Source organism: Spongorhabdus nitratireducens (assembly GCA_947387575.1).
Taxonomy (GTDB): domain Bacteria; phylum Pseudomonadota; class Gammaproteobacteria; order Pseudomonadales; family Endozoicomonadaceae; genus CANDOC01.
Genome location: CANDOC010000013.1, coordinates 48548 through 64535 on the forward strand (window position 1 = coordinate 48548; position 15988 = coordinate 64535).

Annotated in this window: 12 protein-coding genes; 7 read left to right on the forward strand and 5 right to left on the reverse strand. The window is 48.6% G+C overall.

Annotated elements, in window-relative coordinates:
• The first annotated feature begins 327 nt into the window (after positions 1 to 327).
• The gene (locus ACYZZ0_RS20565; RefSeq protein ID WP_461538541.1) at positions 328 to 699 is read left to right on the forward strand and encodes a hotdog fold thioesterase; all 372 of its coding nucleotides are present in this window, start codon (positions 328 to 330) and stop codon (positions 697 to 699) included.
• Here ACYZZ0_RS20565 and ACYZZ0_RS20570 read toward each other — a convergent pair whose 3' ends face one another.
• Genes ACYZZ0_RS20570 through thiS form a run of 4 tightly spaced genes read right to left on the reverse strand, consistent with a single transcriptional unit; the run spans position 700 to position 6757 of the window.
• Positions 700 to 4554 carry a hypothetical protein gene (locus ACYZZ0_RS20570; RefSeq protein WP_461538542.1) on the reverse strand — a complete coding sequence of 1285 codons (3855 nt, stop codon included), beginning with the start codon at positions 4552 to 4554 and terminating at the stop codon, positions 700 to 702. It abuts the gene before it with no gap.
• Positions 4555 to 4610: 56 nt separating this feature from the next.
• Positions 4611 to 5723, reverse strand: coding sequence for a 2-iminoacetate synthase ThiH (gene thiH, locus ACYZZ0_RS20575; protein WP_461538543.1), 1113 nt, complete (start codon positions 5721 to 5723; stop codon positions 4611 to 4613).
• Positions 5720 to 6496 (reverse strand): thiazole synthase, encoded by a 777-nt coding sequence (locus ACYZZ0_RS20580; protein WP_461538544.1) that lies wholly within the window; start codon positions 6494 to 6496, stop codon positions 5720 to 5722. Before ACYZZ0_RS20580 ends, thiH begins: the two co-directional genes overlap by 4 nt.
• A gap of 60 nt (positions 6497 to 6556) precedes the next feature.
• Positions 6557 to 6757, reverse strand: a complete 201-nt coding sequence (thiS, locus tag ACYZZ0_RS20585) for a sulfur carrier protein ThiS (protein WP_461538545.1) — start codon at positions 6755 to 6757, stop codon at positions 6557 to 6559.
• A gap of 260 nt (positions 6758 to 7017) precedes the next feature.
• On the opposite strand from thiS, the gene ACYZZ0_RS20590 reads away from it, so the two are divergent.
• The 6 genes from ACYZZ0_RS20590 to ACYZZ0_RS20615 all read left to right on the forward strand — a co-directional run bounded on the left by ACYZZ0_RS20590 (position 7018) and on the right by ACYZZ0_RS20615 (position 14858).
• Positions 7018 to 8817, forward strand: coding sequence for an aminopeptidase P family protein (locus ACYZZ0_RS20590; RefSeq protein WP_461538546.1), 1800 nt, complete (start codon positions 7018 to 7020; stop codon positions 8815 to 8817).
• 169 nt (positions 8818 to 8986) lie between these two features.
• Positions 8987 to 9958, forward strand: a complete 972-nt coding sequence (locus tag ACYZZ0_RS20595; protein WP_461538547.1) for a hypothetical protein — start codon at positions 8987 to 8989, stop codon at positions 9956 to 9958.
• Between the two features lie 310 nt (positions 9959 to 10268).
• Positions 10269 to 11729, forward strand: a complete 1461-nt coding sequence (locus ACYZZ0_RS20600; RefSeq protein WP_461538548.1) for an aminoacyl-histidine dipeptidase — start codon at positions 10269 to 10271, stop codon at positions 11727 to 11729.
• 90 nt (positions 11730 to 11819) lie between these two features.
• Positions 11820 to 13091, forward strand: coding sequence for an FAD-dependent oxidoreductase (locus ACYZZ0_RS20605; RefSeq protein WP_461538549.1), 1272 nt, complete (start codon positions 11820 to 11822; stop codon positions 13089 to 13091).
• An 82-nt stretch (positions 13092 to 13173) separates the two neighbouring features.
• Positions 13174 to 14295: a TauD/TfdA family dioxygenase gene (locus ACYZZ0_RS20610; RefSeq protein WP_461538550.1), complete on the forward strand. Its 1122-nt coding sequence runs from the start codon at positions 13174 to 13176 to the stop codon at positions 14293 to 14295.
• 5 nt (positions 14296 to 14300) lie between these two features.
• A complete protein-coding gene (locus ACYZZ0_RS20615; RefSeq protein ID WP_461538551.1) occupies positions 14301 to 14858 on the forward strand; it encodes an HD domain-containing protein in 558 nt (185 codons plus the stop codon).
• A 55-nt stretch (positions 14859 to 14913) separates the two neighbouring features.
• Here ACYZZ0_RS20615 and ACYZZ0_RS20620 read toward each other — a convergent pair whose 3' ends face one another.
• The gene (locus ACYZZ0_RS20620) at positions 14914 to 15849 is read right to left on the reverse strand and encodes a hypothetical protein (protein ID WP_461538552.1); all 936 of its coding nucleotides are present in this window, start codon (positions 15847 to 15849) and stop codon (positions 14914 to 14916) included.
• Positions 15850 to 15988: the final 139 nt, after the last annotated feature.

The following is a 15988-nucleotide window of genomic DNA, read 5'->3' on the forward strand; positions in this document are numbered from 1 at the left end:
AAAGATCAGAGTGATACAGTCTGCATAGAAGAAAAAATGTAATAAATTTGTCATGAGTTATCCTGAGTTAAGTGTTTGTTAAACTTGATAAATTATTTTCAGGCTTTAATGCAGGCGGTAATCTGAAGTCAGTACGTTAAAGCCGGGCGGGAAAAGGTAAGGCCTCCCAACTGTTTTATAGTCTCCCCGTGTCGGGTTGTTTGCCTGCAGAGTGGTGCTGTATGGTGGTTTCTGCACTGAAGCAAGTGCATCAATAATGAATCAGAAAGGTAGGACATGATGTCGATCTGGAAGCGCGAAGTTTCAGTGGAATCCTCAGAAAAAAGTATGAAAAACACCTTGTGTGATCATCTGGGGATGAAAATAACCGAGATCGGAGATGATTATCTGACCGGAACCATGCCGGTAGATAAACGTACTCATCAGCCGATGGGATTGTTGCACGGCGGGGCATCTGTTGCGCTGGCTGAAACGCTCGGCAGCATGGCGGCTAATATGGCTGTAGAGCCGGGTGCTTACTGTGTAGGACAGGAAATTAATGCCAACCATATTCGTTCAGTGACCAATGGCCTGGTTACCGGTATCGCCAAAGCGGTTCACCTTGGCCGCAGTTCCCAGATTTGGGAAATCCGGATTACAGATGAGAGAGGAAAGCTGGTATGCATTTCTCGTCTGACCATGGCAGTGATCAGAAAATAACTACTCAGCCTTGAACGGAGTTGCTGTAGTGGCGGTTTTCGCCGGAAGTGGAGCTAGTGCAGAGAGTTTGGCTTTTTCCTGTGCTTTCTCCTCCTCAAACATCTTCGTCATCCAGTCACGCTGGTGTTGCAACTTATCGAGTAAATAAGGTGCTTCAGCACTGTATTTTTTCAGTCTCGGACTCGTTCTTTCGCACTTTAACCAGCACTCGAGCTGCTCTGCAGACTTCCTGAAACGCTCCCGCTGTTTACTTTTAACTCCCGTCATTGATTGGGCTGCATCAAAACCCAGTGATAACCGGTGAAACAAATCTTCAATACCAATACCTCTGATAAACGGGAAGTAAGCACCCTGAACATGCCGGCTGTTCCATGTCTTAGTGGTAAAGAAACAGCAGGCTTCATCTGTCGGCAGTTCTGTTGCTGAATACGGTATCAGGTCAATTTTACAAATACGGCCTGTTCCATCGTTATGGTAAATGGTCACAGAAAGGCTGCGGCGTATATTACCCAAATCATAGCCTTTTACATGGACGCACATTAGGTAATGGCCTAAATCAATCTTTTTTTCCCGCTGAGAATCAGTCAGCTTGCCGGGAGAGCTGTGAATCTCGACCACTTCCTGAAGCTTTTTGATGGGCGGCGCTGATATCGAAAGAGATCTTACAATTAAAGCGAGTACATCGTAGAGCCGTTCTCTGTCATACAGGATGTCAAAGTCACTGGGTGTGATCGGTATATCGGATGATTTTAAATGGTATATACAAGAGATAAGTGCACAGTGCAGCTGGCTGCCATAGAGCGTCAACCTGGGAGCATCCAGGGGCTCTGGATTGAATAATGTTAAAAGAATGTTCTCTATTACAGGCTCTGAAAAGTCGACATCCCATATTCCGGTATGGTGTCGTAATGCAGTTTCAAACTGTCGTAGAAGATCGCCTGCACCACTACTTTTAATTGTAGGATAATTTAACAGGGGCAATATGAGCTCAGGCTGTTCAAGGAAAGAACTCCAGTTGTAGAAGAGCAGATGATGAAATGCGCTACCTAGATGAATTTGTACCGCTTTGTCAAAATATTCAAAGTGCTGACAGGCCTTTTGAACAGCATCAACTGAAAACTCTGGACTCAAGGTAAAAAGAGAACGAGGGGTGATGGAATGAGTAATATACCATGAGGCAGAGGTTACAGCATTTTGTTTTATTGTCCTATCGAGGTCTGCCGTGGACTGGGTAACACGAGCGTCAGCCTGAACAGCGGTGTGTTTTTTTAAAAATCGAATCACTTGAATTCGCTCAGAGTGTGCATCAGCCAGATCTCTTTTCTCGGCAAGCATAGCGTTGATTCTGACAATATTTTGAGTGACTGCCTCAACGGCAAGTGTTATCAAGTGGTTTTTGGCTGTCTCTCCCAGAACGCTACAAGTCACATCCCATTTATTCTCAATGTAAGACAGGAAAGTAATTTGTGCTGCTCTGTGAGTGCGAGTGGCTTGTTCTATATTTGCAACAAAGATACACGCATTTACCATCCTGATTTGGTCAGTGAGCAATGGATGACTGATTTCAAGTTTTGCTAAATGTTTGAGTTTGCTTCTGCAGAGTTTGAGGTAGCTCAGTGGGCGGGTGTGTAAATCTGGTGGAAATCTTTTGATAAGGAGGTCTGTATACTCCCTGAACGATTCGGCTAATTCAGTGGTATGAGTATGCAGTTCTTTTATATTTGCTACCGATTCCGGTAACAGAGGCAGCCGCGGATCTTCTAAAGGTGTCTCACACTGTAACAACGCTTTAAAGTGTCTTGACTGGACATGAACGAGCGAATTTTCATCCGTGTCAGGTTGTGCGGCTGGCGCTACTACATTGAACTCAGGTTTATGCTGTGCACTGGGCTGTGGCGGTGAGTTGGTTGTGAGTTCAGGCCAGTCTGTTTTGCTGTTGTGATGGGGCTCTAAAAGTGCCCCGGCTTCTGCCAGCAGACTATTTATGGCAGCTCCTTGCTGGTGTTGGACCCATACACCTTCTTTGGCGACGGATAGGCATTTTATGCAGAACTCAACTTCTTTCTTGTTGATCGTTTTCCCCTGGTCAAGGGTCTGTTTCAGGTAAGTCAGATAGTTGCTGTAGGCACTCGTCAGGCAGGGCAGAAGGGATGTTTTGCAAACCCTGGTATGGGGTTGGATTATGTTTCCCGGCGTTATTATCCAGCAGCGAATAAGTCCCCAGGCAAGTCGTACCGGAAGTCGCTGGCTGATACAGTCATGATCTTTCGATTCCAGCAGGCGAACAAGCGGCTCAAAACCTTCATCCAGCGTTGTCATGATAAGCAATCTGGCTTCTTCAGGAAGTGTTTTTTTATGGTGCTGGCAAACACTGCCAAGGGTTTCCATTGCGGTTACCATATCGGAGTGGTTATTTACAGAAAGAGTCTCTCTGACTTTCTCACATGCTTGTTCTGTTTTGTCTTTCGATAAGACTTGATAACACTTGGCGCAATGCTTGATAAACTGGTTATTGTTCGAGTGATCCATGAACTGAATCAATACGTCGTACTCTTTACGGAAGGTCGTCAAATCCTGAGTGAATGCCATATAGTCAACATCCTCGACTGGATGTGGCATTCCCCGGCAAATCAGTCGATTGGCGTAATCCCGGACGTGTCCTCTTTCAGATGGTTGCAGGCCGCGATAGTACAGCCGAATAAATCGGCTCATCTCTACATGTCCATAAGTCATGACGCAATGCTTTGAGTCCATAGCTGTGAGGCGAGTTAAATCATCGATTACCTGGCTGATTTCTGCTGGTCCCATTTGCTCGCTTATTTCATGTTCCAGCGAAACAGTAGAAATATGAGCATGAGAGCTATGTGATATCTGTCCCTTTTTTTTCTTTCGTCCAGAAGGTGAGGAACCGGGAAAGGATGCTGTAGAGGAAGAAGAACTGGCACCTGAGGTTAGACAAGTTGTTTTTTGTGTCGTATCTGGAGATTTGATTTTTAATGTCAGATCCAGCTCTTCTCTGAAGTGGGCACCCTGATGACTTGACTGAACCATTCGGGGAAGGCTTGAAAGAGGGAGGGATAAGCATATTTTTTCAGGTAATCCGGGGATGGATGTATCCCGAAAAAACCTGACTTTCATTATCCCTCTGAGCTCCAGCTCAACATAATTAGGAAATAATCTGACGGGCAGTGTACGGTTATAACCACTTGCACCACTGCGGTTAAATTCATAATAGTAACTGTCATGCAGAGGTTCATAACACGCTGTATATGAGAAATCGGGAGGAGTGGCTATAGGTAAAAAAAGTGCAGGTATTATATTTTTTCCACTGATATTCAAAAATCCAGCATTAGCGGTTCTGGCAATTTTACTTCGACTACTGACAAGCAGTTGGTAGTCATGCTCCGGTATACAAACCAGCTTGTTTAATGGTTCGTTTGTGTGATCTTTTCTGCTATGGATATTGAATCGCTTGATATATCCATGCTGGTCAAGAATGTATGTTTCAAGGCTTACGGCTGTTGTTGCTGAGCGATCTTCGTCAAGAAGCTGTGACAGCTCGCCAAGGAGGGCCCGGTCAATACTGTTACCACGCCTGTAATCTGTTTTGCAGAGAAAAAACATACGCTGCAAAAGAAATTCATTTTTATCAGGTTGTGATTCAATCTTGAGGTGCATCCAGATATGGACGCACTGTTTATTTCTTGTCAGAAACGGATTTGGTTCATTTTTATCGTTAACGCAACAATAAAACTCGCCTGAATGATCTGAAGGAATGCCGAAATTACTGCCTGCGTGAGACAGGCCGGCACAAAAAAACAAGACACCAATCAGCCGCCACCAGAGATCCATCATATGCCCTTGTTTTTTTAAGAGCAGCATAGACGATTATCGGGTGGCGGGAGGCTACCTTAAGCAGAAAGGCTTGTATCCCAGTCTTTCCACACCGGCTCCAGTCCTTTTTCACGAATAGCCACAGCGACTTCATCCGGACGACGATTGTCATCAATGCTGAACTGTTCCAGCGACTCGTCACGATTGGCATAACCACCAGGGTGAGTGCTGGACCAGGCGCTCATGGTAGTCACACCAAGAGACATGACATTATCCCTGAAACGTGCGGATTCGCGGGTGGAAAGAGATATTTCCAGTTCCGGCTTGAACAGCCGCCAGGCGCAGATCAGTTGTAACAATTGTCGTTCACTTACCGGATGCTCCGGCGAGAATGAGCCTTCACAGGGGCGCAGCCTCGGAACTGACAGAGAGTAGCGAGTACGCCAGTAAGTCTTTTCCAGATAATCCAGATGAAATGCGGTATAGAGGTTGTCCAGCCGCCATTCATCCAATCCCAGCAGTGAACCGATACCGATTTTTTCGACCCCGGCTTTACCTAACCGGTCAGCGGTATCCAGCCGATAATCAAAGTCCTGTTTGCTGCCGCGCAGGTGGAACCTGGCATAGGGTTCCCGCTGATAAGTTTCCTGATAAACCAGCACCGCATTCAGACCGAGCTCAATCAACTCTTCGTAATCAGCCTGATCCAGCGGCTGTACTTCAAAGCTGATATGGGCAAAGTGCTTGCGCAGATGAGGCATAACCTCGCGGAAGTAATCCATACCCACGGTGCCGTCGGCCTCGCCGGTAACAATCAGGATATGCTCAAACCCCATGGCTTTGATCGCTGCAATTTCCTGATCGAGTTCTTCCATCGACAGGGTTTTGCGTCGAATCTTGTTACCCAGACTGAATCCGCAGTAAGTGCAGATATTAGTGCATTTGTTCGATAAGTACAGCGGAATATAAAGCTGCATGGTATTGCCAAACCGCTGCCGGGTCAGCTGCTGGCTACGGCGGGCCATGGTTTCAAGATAAGGCGCTGCAGCAGGAGAAATTAAAGCCTGGAAATCGTTGATATCCAGCTTTGTTTTGGCCAGGGCAACTTCCACATCGGACTGTTGTTTGCTGTTGATTTCCAGCCTTAGCTGGTCAGGATTTAGCTGATTGTATACATCATGGAAACTCATGCCGGCTCATCCAGAAAGCTGGTTAAGGGACTGCTGGCTTCAGCCTGGGGTGTATATTTTTTACCGGGCAGACCGGCCTCGTATGCTTCACGGCCGGCAATAACCGATTGGCGGAAGGCGTTGGCCATTTTCACCGGATCGCCGGCAGTTGCAATGGCTGTGTTGACCAGTACCGCATCTGCGCCCATTTCCATGGCCAGCATGGCGTCAGAGGGTTTGCCGATACCCGCATCCACTACGACCGGAATACGGCTCTGGTCAATTATAAGCTGAATAAAGTCACGGGCACTGAGTCCCAGGTTGCTGCCAATCGGTGCCGCCAGAGGCATAACAACTGCACAGCCCGCTTCTTCCAGTCGCTTGCACAGTACCGGGTCGGCATGCACATAAGGCATGACGATAAAGCCTTCTTTTACCAGCATCTCGGCCGCTTTCAGGGTTTCTACCGGATCAGGCATCAGGTGACGGCTGTCCGGATGGATTTCCAGTTTGACCCAGGGTGTCTGCATCGCTTCACGGGCAAGGCGGGCAGCAAACACGGCTTCTTCGGCATTACGGGCGCCGGAAGTGTTGGGCAGCAGATTAACCTGACTGGCTTTCAGTGGGGTATAAATATCGTCTTCATCCCGGTTCAGGTCAACCCGGCGTAATGCCAGCGTGACCAGTTCCGAAGCCGACGCTTCCAGCGCCTGCAGCATGGTCTGGCGGTTACGAAATTTACCGGTTCCGAGAAACAGGCGGGAGGAGAAGGTCTGGTTTGCAATAGTCAGCATGGGACTCAATATAATTCTTGTACTTAAGAGGTAGGCAGGAGATCAAACAGAAAGTCCGTTTTATCCTCCGGCAGTGGCTTTGATCAGCATCACCTGATCACCTTCCGATAAAATATAGTCACTCCACTCCGAGCGGCTGACAATGGCTTGATTCACTGCAACAGCAACACCTTCCTGAGCGGTCTGAAGGGTTTCCAGCATCAGGCTGACGGGGGCCGAGTCGGGTAGTGTTACCGCTTTGCTATTTATAATGACCTGCATTGGGGTATTTACCAGTAAACAAGAGGGCCGATTCTAAAGGATTTGCGTCAGGGCGTTAACCCATAGTGTCTCTGACTGAGATCTGGTTATTTCTGTAGGTGATTTTTCGGCAGTACAGACTGAACTGACGTGAACACTGGGTGTTGCGGCGTCAATTTCAACAAAGATCAATGTTTGTGCAGTTATTTACCGTAAAACCTTTCGAATATCCCTGTACCGGCGTTATAGTCTCAGACCGTTGAAAACATGAATCCTTTGATGTGATAAAGGGACCGTCAAAAGCGATGAAGACCACTGACAAGCTTGCCGCGCTGCAGGCCGCAATGAAAAGCCGGAATATTCATGCCTGGATTATCCCGAGCTCTGATCCCCACGAAAGTGAATATGCTGCTGACCACTGGAGTGGTCGCGCGTGGCTGTCCGGTTTTACCGGTTCTGCGGGTACTGTAGTGGTACTGCAGGAGCAGGCCGCACTGTGGACTGACGGACGTTACTTCCTGCAGGCCGGCGAAGAGCTGGAAGGCAGCGGCATTGAACTGATGCGTGATGGCGAGCCGGGTGTTCCTTCCATCAGCCAGTGGCTGCTGGAGCAGCTGGATAATGGTCAGGTTGTCGGCTTTGATGGCAAAGTGATGTCTCTAGCCAAAACCCGTGAGCTGAAAAATGCCTTTGGCCCAAAGCAGCTGCAACTGAGCACTGATGCCGACCTGCTGGAGCAGATCTGGGAAGACCGTCCGGCCATGCCGGCGGAACCGGTATTCCTGCACAGCGATGAAATGGCAGGCACAACCCGCGAAGCCAAACTGGCCGACGTGCGCAGCAAGCTACAACAGGCCGGTGCCGAACACGGTCTGGTAACGACGCTGGATGATATCGGCTGGCTGTTTAACCTGCGCGGTTCCGATGTTGAATGCAACCCGGTATTCCTGGCTTATGCGCTGGTATCACCCCAGTCCGTACAGCTGTTTGTAAACGACAGCCGTATTGAAGCTGAAGCGCTGGAAGCGGTTAAGGCATCCGGTATCGAACTCAAGCCTTATGAAGCAGTAACCGCTGCACTGGCTCAGCTGGCAGAAACAACCCTGCTGGTTGATCAGGCGACAACCTGCCAGCATCTGGTTGATGCGATTCCGGCTTCTGTTTCCGTGATCGAAGGCCCATGCCCGGCCAAGCATCTGAAAGCAGTGAAGAGCGCTGCTGAAGTTGCTCATATGGAAACCTGCCACCGTCGTGACGGTGCTGCCGTTGTTCGCTTTATGCGCTGGCTGGAACAGGCTATTCCGACCGGTGAAGTGACCGAACTGGGTCTGGAACAGAAGCTGGAAAGCTTCCGAGCCGAATCTGCTGAATTCAAGGGCCCGAGCTTCCGTACCATCGCTGGTTATGCCGGTCACGGTGCCATTATTCACTACGGTGCCAGCGAAGAGACCAACTCTAGGGTAGAACCGAAAGGTCTGCTACTGGTTGACTCCGGCGCCCAGTACCCGGATGGCACCACCGATATTACCCGTACCTTTGCCTGCGGCGAAATGACCGAAGAAGAGATGCGGGACTACACCCTGGTGCTGAAGTGTCATATTAATCTGGCACGTGCCCGCTTCCTGCGCGGTACCCGCGGTATTCAGCTGGATATGCTGGCTCGTCAGCCGGCCTGGGCGCTGGGTCAGAACTACAACCACGGTACCGGCCACGGTGTCGGCTACTTTATGAATGTTCACGAAGGCCCGCAGAGTGTCAGCCCGCGCTGGATTGATGAACCGCTCCTGCCGGGTATGCTGATCACCAACGAGCCGGGCATGTACCGCGGTGGCAAGCACGGTATCCGGATCGAAAACATCATGCTGGTAGAGAAGGATATCGAGACTGAATTCGGTGAATTCTACAAGCTGCGTGATCTGACCCTGGCACCGATCGATACCCGTCCGCTGGTGCGTGAGATGCTGACTGCGGAAGAGGTTGAGTGGCTGAACACTTACCATGCCAAGGTGCAGTCCGAACTTTCCTCTGTGCTGGAAGGTGATGATCTGGAGTGGTTGAATAAGGCGACAGTGGCCATCTGATAGCTACAGCTTTGTCGCGGATATAAAAAGGCAGCCGGTTGCCGGCTGCCTTTTTTATTACAAGAACATAACCTTTAAACACATTTCTATTCGCGGAGTCTGATAACCAATACAGTGCATTGCTTCTATATTGATTGAGTTATATGGCTACCTTTATGGAGAGAAATGTATGCGCTGTATCCTAAATGGCATATTCGATAAGTTAGGCATCTCTACCGCGTTGTTGTTCTTTTCTGGTTTTTTTCTCCTGATTAATAGCTCCTGTGCTTTGGCGCATTCGTGGACGTTTCAAGTGAAAAGGAATAGCGGAAGTTATTTGGGTTCTATTTCTTATCAGATTGAGAATGTATGCTGCTATGGCTGCTGGCCTTTTTGTTGGCTTCCTTGTCTTGATAGTTATCTTGTTATAGATAGCAATAATGAATTTATAGAAGAAGGGTTTCCTTTTATATCTTCCTGTCAGCTTGATATTCGCAGGGCATCAGGAAGAGAGTTCTTTCATACAACAATCGTTCATGATGAGGATGTAGGAGCAAAGCCTTGCTTAGTTTCAGTAGTTATCGGACTTGTTAGAATGTTGAAGTCCGATCGTTGCGAGAACGTTTATAATAAATTGAGTACCGTCTCCGGTCATGTTATCTGCGAGATGACAGGTAATATCAAAATGCTGGGAACTGTATTGTATGATTTGGAGCAGACACAAGATGCATTAGGGAAATCTGTTACGCTCTTATATGTTCCTGAAGTTGACCAGCATGTAGTCACTGATTCTTCCAATGATGAAAAAAAGCCTTTGTTGAAAAATGGCGTAAAAAAAACAAAAAACTATGTTCTTGCAATAAAAATTAAAAATCCACTGATTTATATTGATCGGAGTATAGAGCTTTCATGGATTGACCCAGGCAAAGGCTTGCCTGATGTAACCTCATTGGCTCAAAAAGGGCGTTGCCAAAGAGCATGCATGATTCTCGGGATTGAACCTCCCGATGAAAATACATTTACGATGAATACCGGGTGTTACGAACATACCAGGACCGACTCAGTTTATGAAAAGTGTCAGGCTGAGATCGAACAAAGGAGAACGTTTGTAGGCTATCTGAGTGGTGAAACGAATTACGCAATATTCGGAGTACCTATGTGACTTCTGTTGCGCATGCCAATTCGGTCATACCTCAGGGCAAATCTTGGTGGAATGTAGTCGTTTAAAATATGACTGAAATCAGTATGTCGGCAGTCAAATTCAGGCATGTTGTCTTTAATTATAAAGCGCACCATTGCTATTGGTTGCTGCATGCAGTCAATATTTTAGGAGGCCGTTGTCTGGCCTTTTAGCCATAGGACCAAGCGCTGTCATAACCTAGACGCTATAAGCATGTATCTCGAATGGTATCCCGATATCGGGAGTTTGCTTATACAGCCCGAAACTTGTAACGGTTACAGGAATACCCGCAGTGAAATCGTTATCTTTTGTCCCTGAAAATGCTTCTTCCCTGCCTGTATGGCAACACTTTCTGGCGATCAGTGAAATTCCGCGTCCTTCCGGGCATGAGCAGCAGCTGAAAGAGCATATTATCGGCTTTGCTGAGAGCAAGGGGCTGGAGTGGAAAGAAGACCAGACCGGTAATATTGTGGTGCGCAAACCGGCAACGGCTGGTCGTGAAGGCTGCCCGGTTGTCACTATGCAGGGCCATCTGGATATGGTGCCGCAGAAGGGTGACGACAGTGACCACGATTTTCTGACCGATCCGATTACCCTGGTTCCCCACGGTGACTGGCTGAAAGCGGATAACACTACGCTGGGTGCTGACAACGGTATCGGTGTTGCTGCGGCACTGGCAGTGCTGGACAGCGACACGATTGAGCACGGTCCGGTTGAAGCACTGTTTACCATTGAGGAAGAAACCACACTGGCCGGAGCTGAAGGTATTGATCCTGCGATGATTCAGGGCGATATCCTGCTGAACCTAGACACCGAAGAGAACGACAAGCTCTATGTCGGCTGTGCTGGTGGCATGAATGTCGAGGTGGATCATCAGTATCGCACTGAACCTGTACCGGCGGGTTATCAGGCGGTCAAGCTGGCGCTATCCGGTTTGAAAGGCGGCCATTCCGGTTGTGATGTTCATCTGCAGCGAGGCAACTCCATCAAACTGATGGCGCGTGTACTGAAGTCACTGCAGAAGTTTGATATCCGTCTCAATCTGTTCAATGGCGGCTCTGTCGATAACGCCATTCCACGCAGCGCCGGAGCGTTGATTGTACTGCCTGAAGCGCAGTATGAAGCGTTTACTGCAGCCTTCGATGCGATTGTGGCTGAGCTGACGCTGGAGTTGAATGCGGTTGAGCCTGATTTCCGCTTCAAGCTGGAAGAAACTGAAATGCCGGTGACTGTTATGGCTTTGGCAGAACAGCAACTATGGCTGAAAGCACTCCATGCCTGTCATAACGGTGTGTTCCGCTATAGTGACCATTTTGACGGGGTGGTAGAAACCTCCAATAACTTGGGTGTACTGCGCATCGAAAACGGCCAGCTGCTGATTAACTGCTTTGCCCGCAGTCTGGTGGATTCTGCGGTTAAGGATCTGGTGGAAAATGTAGCCGGCGTATTTGAAATGACCGGTGCGGAAGTCAAGCGCAGCGGCTTTTTCCCGGGCTGGAAGCCGGAGCCAAAGTCCGCCATTCTGGATCTGATGGCAGAGCAGTATGAAAAACTGAACGGTGACAAGCCGGGTGTTGAAGTTATTCATGCGGCGCTGGAATGTGGTCTGCTGGGTGCTGCCCGTCCCGGTATGGATATGATCTCCTTTGGCCCGACCATTGAGTTCCCGCACTCTCCGGATGAAAAGATTCATATTCCCAGTGTTGAATCTTTCTGGAAGCTGCTGGTGGCTACCCTTCAGGCACTGAAATAAGCCTGACTGCTGTCCCTGTATTATATTTGACTGAACTGCCGCTCTATATGAGCGGCAGTTTTGTATCAGGTATATCAGGGTTGCCGAGATATGAGTGAGAACAACAAGAATGTCGCTGTAATTGGCGCAGGGGCGTCCGGCCTGATTGCTGCCCGTGAACTGCTGGCAGAAGGGCATCAGGTTACGGTATTTGAACAGCGTGAAGGTGTCGGTGGTGTCTGGCGCTATGAACAATGGGATGGGCCGATGGATATTCGAACCTGTTCCAGTTTACCGTTGTCTCCCATGTATCAAAGCCTGCGCACCAATATTCCGGCCTGGATGATGGGTTTTCGGGTTTATCAGCAGGACTTTACCGAACCGGGCAAACCGGTACGCTGTTTTCCGGCGTATCAGGCGGTTCAGGATTATCTGCAACGGTTCAGTGATGACTTCCAGTTAAACGAGAGAATACGTTTTGGCTGCAAGGTTGATCAGATTACACCGCTTGAGAGTGATCGTTGGAAAATCAAGGTCAGTACAGAGCAGAAAACAGAAACGTTTTTTTATGATGCGGTTGTTATCTGCAGTGGCCATTTCAGCAAACCACACTGGCCGGATATTCCCGGTCTGAAAACTTTTGAAGGTACGTTGTTGCACAGTATTCAGTACCGCTCTCCAGAACCTTTTGCAGGGCAACGAGTATTGGTAATTGGTTTAGGTTCGTCCGGTGAAGATATCAGCCTGGCTGTGGGTGATGTGGCTGAGCAAGTTTATGTTGCCGCACGAACCAAAGGCATGAATCGCTCTGAAACGGCTGTAGGCTCCCGTTATGGAAATAATAAAAATGTTATCCGTATTCCTTTGGTAACTGGCTGCAACGGTTCACAGCTGCTACTTGAGAGTGGAGATGTTCTTGAGGATGTCGATTCCATTATTCTTTGTACCGGTTATGAATATGACTACCCGTTTCTGCAGCTGGACCGGTTAGGCATTACATGTCGTGCAAATATTCTTGCGCCACTGTATTTGGATCTTTTCTGTATTGAGTACCCGTCGCTATCCATTCTGACGGTTCAGCGAAAGGTTATTCCTTTCCCGATGGCTGAGTTTCAGGCGCGTTATGTTGCTCAGGTTCTGTCAGGCAAGGCGACACTTCCGGCAAGAGATGAAATGCTGAAACGCAGTGGTGGCAGTAATCCTGAATTAGACCCGGATGCACTGTGCTATAAGGAAAAACAAATCACCTATATGAGTCATCTTGCACGCCTGACCGGATCACCGGAGTTACCGGAAAGCTACTGGCCGGCGTTGGATAAAGTCTATGACTTGCGCTGGAAAGATCCGGGCGGTTATCGGGATACTTCTGTAGACGCGGAATAAAATGCTGCTTTAACCCTGAATTTCTTGACTACATTTACAGACATTTTCCTGTGGCCTTACTGTTTATTGAAGGTGCAGCGCTATGCTTGGGAATACCGTGCTTGAGAAAATGCAGTATCAACCGCACAGACTCTCATTGTGGTGGCAGGATGGCAGTCAGGATGACTTCACCTGCGACTGGCTGCGGGATAACGCCCCGAATGCGGGATATGACAGTGGGCAAAAGGCGTATAGTCTGCTGGATATTCCGACGACCAGCTCACTGCTTGATGTCAGCACCGAACCCGACCAACTTCATTTAATGTTTGGTCCTGACAATTACCGGATTTGTTTTCCTCTCGCTGCGCTGAAAGGACGAAGTCGGCCGGTTATCAGTGACCGGAGTGAGTGCCGGAAACAGTTATGGTCCGCTGCAGATATGACAGCGCTACCGGTCTGGTCTTACCCGTCATTTATGGAAAACCCCGAAACCAAACTGGAGGCGCTGGAGCGTTTTCGATTATCCGGTGTATTTAAGCTGAAAGATGTGCCTTGTGAGAGTGGGGAAGTAATCAAGGTTATCAACGCATTCGGTTTTGTGCGCGAAACCAACTACGGTGCGCTGTTTGATGTTCGCAGCCGGATTGATCCGGCCAATCAGGCCTTTACCCGCCGCGGGCTGGGGGCTCATACCGATAATCCTTATCGTGATCCTGTTCCGACCATACAGTTGTTGCATTGTCTGCAAAATACAGCAACCGGTGGTGACACATTTTTGCTGGATGGATTCCGTGCAGCGGCTTTGCTACGGGATACAAACCCGGAGGCCTTTGATGTTCTGACCCGCCATGAAGTGTCATTTGATTATCAGGATACCGAAACTGCCCTGACAGCCAGTGTGAAGCTGATTGAAACTTCAGCTCAAGGGGATATCTGCCGGGTGCGCTATAACAATCGTTCCATTAACACCCGTCAAATGACGTATGAAATGCAGCAGTGTTTCTACCCGGCATGCCGGGCCTGGGCTGAATGTCTGCAGGATGAATCACTGAAGTGTTGTTTCAAGCTGCAACCGGGTGAATTGATTGTGTTTGATAACACCCGTGTCATGCACGGCCGTTATCCTTATGAGGAAAAAGGCGAACGTCATTTGCAGGGGGCCTACAGTGATCTGGATGGACTTTACAGCACGCTATACACCCTGCGCAGGCAATACGGGGAATAACAACAATGTCTCAGTCGGTTGATATTATTGATCAAATCAGTGACATGTTTGAACAGCAGGGGCAGGCAACCTATCTGGGAGAAAACATATCTATTGCCGAGCATATGTTGCAGTGTGCCTGGCTGGCAAAACAGGCTGGTGAGCCGGATGAAATTATTGCTGCAGCGTTATTACATGATATCGGGCACTTGTTACCGCGCCAGAGAGATAATCTGCAAATGCTGGAAGGTAAGGATGCTTATCATCAAAGTACAGGTGCTGATTTTCTGGCGCCCTGGTTTTCCCGTCAGGTAGTTACCCCAATAAGGTTGCATGTAGCCGCCAAGCGCTATTTGTGTGCTATCAACTCCGAATATTACAGCAAGCTATCTTCGGCCTCTAAACATACTTTAAAGCTGCAGGGAGGAGCCATGAGCTGTGAGGAGATCGGAGCATTTGAACAGCAGGATAATCTGGAGGCAGTTATAAGAGTAAGACAGTATGATGATGACGGGAAAAGGGAAGGCTGTTCTGTACCGTTATTTGAGGCTTATTCTGAAACCTTGGCCAAACTGCTCAGGTGATGAGTTAATGCTGCCGGAAATACACCCGGCAGCATTACGGCTATTGAAGTAGATATTACTGCAGAGGCTCTACTCCTCTCAGGATCATCATATTCAGATCCCAGCCGTTTACATCAAAAACAACACGGGCTTTTACAAAGTCTGCGGCTTCAAACAGGCTGGCAGTACCCGATGCCACCAGTTCTGATTCCGGCACGGCAACATGCACACTGCCGTAAGGATGGGTGACAAAGGTATAGATATGACGATCCGCCACTTTTTGAGATTTGATCATTATACCTTCCAGCTCACAGGAACCGTCTTCAGCTACTTCAGAGCAGATCTGTCTGCGAATAGCTCTCTGGCTTTCTTCAACCTGGTTTACCCGCTCCTGTTCTGCTTCCCATGCAGCGACTTTGTCTGACAGTTTTTCTTCATCATCTTCCTTGGGTGGCAGGGAACCAGGTCCACCATCCAAATCTTCCTCATCTACATTGTTGGTGCAATTGCCACTACGGTCACAGGAAGGGCCGGCTACGTCGGATTCATTATCCTCTTCAGAAGAGAAAGGATTGTCATCTGACGGGTTGTTATCGTCAGAGCTGTTATCGTCAGTGTTGTCATCCAGCTCTTCGTTAAACTCTTCATTAATCCTGTCACCGTAACACTCACCATCACGGGTACAGATTTTGATATCTTCGTCTATTCCGATACGCTCACAAGCTTCATCGGAGTGGCACTCATAGGATGCCGGTAATTCATCGACTGAATGGCCGTCTTCAGATGATAATCCGGAGACTCTGCCTTCAGCTCCTTCCTTTATCTCCCGAGCCTTACGCTTGGCATCTTCTGCTTTTTTCTTTGCCTTATCCCACAGGCCGGCAATTTGCATTGTTTGACAGGCTGCGTTCTCACCGCTGCAAACTTCTTCTGCCTGGGCTGTTTGAAGAATCAGCAGGCTGAGTGCGCAACCTGCTGCGATACCAAAAGACTTGAGCTTTTCCAATGTCATGATCCTCACGGGTGGCCTTCAGGGAATGTGATACAGGGAACTCCAATCTTTTATCGGTATGGTTATTTGCAGCTTGAGGCGTCAGGAGTCATTGAGGCACTGTTCATCAGCCCCCCAAGCCGTTAGACTTACCGGTTTT